The organism is Paraburkholderia sp. SIMBA_030, assembly GCF_046535245.1.
Taxonomy (GTDB): Bacteria; Pseudomonadota; Gammaproteobacteria; order Burkholderiales; family Burkholderiaceae; genus Paraburkholderia.
In genome coordinates this window covers 1-278 of sequence record NZ_JAWRXB010000343.1, presented here as the reverse complement: position 1 = coordinate 278, position 278 = coordinate 1, and the positions used below count along the sequence as shown (strand labels likewise).

The 278-nt window shown below is 45.0% G+C and carries 1 protein-coding gene; it reads left to right on the top strand.

Annotated features, from left to right (window positions below):
- Positions 1 to 164 (top strand): multicopper oxidase domain-containing protein (locus SB772_RS40270; RefSeq protein ID WP_410838554.1); only part of this gene is annotated, 164 nt, incomplete at its 5' end.
- Positions 165 to 278: the final 114 nt, after the last annotated feature.

Here is a 278-nt window from a genome sequence, read left to right as displayed (position 1 = left end):
GAACCCCATCTGGAGACTTTCAGGTACGTAAGCATACGATTGTGGTGCAGCCAGCGCAAAAGATTAGCTTCGATGTGACGGGTGAAGTTGGACGATGGGCATGGCATTGCCATCTGCTTTATCACATGGAAGCCGGTATGTTCAGAGAAGTTGCCGTCGTTTAACAAACCTTCGAATATGAGGCTTATTATGAAAATATCTAAGAAAAATCTGCCATTCATTGGTTTGTCATCGCTAGTCTTGCTCACATCATCGTTTGCAACGGCTGCTGATATGTC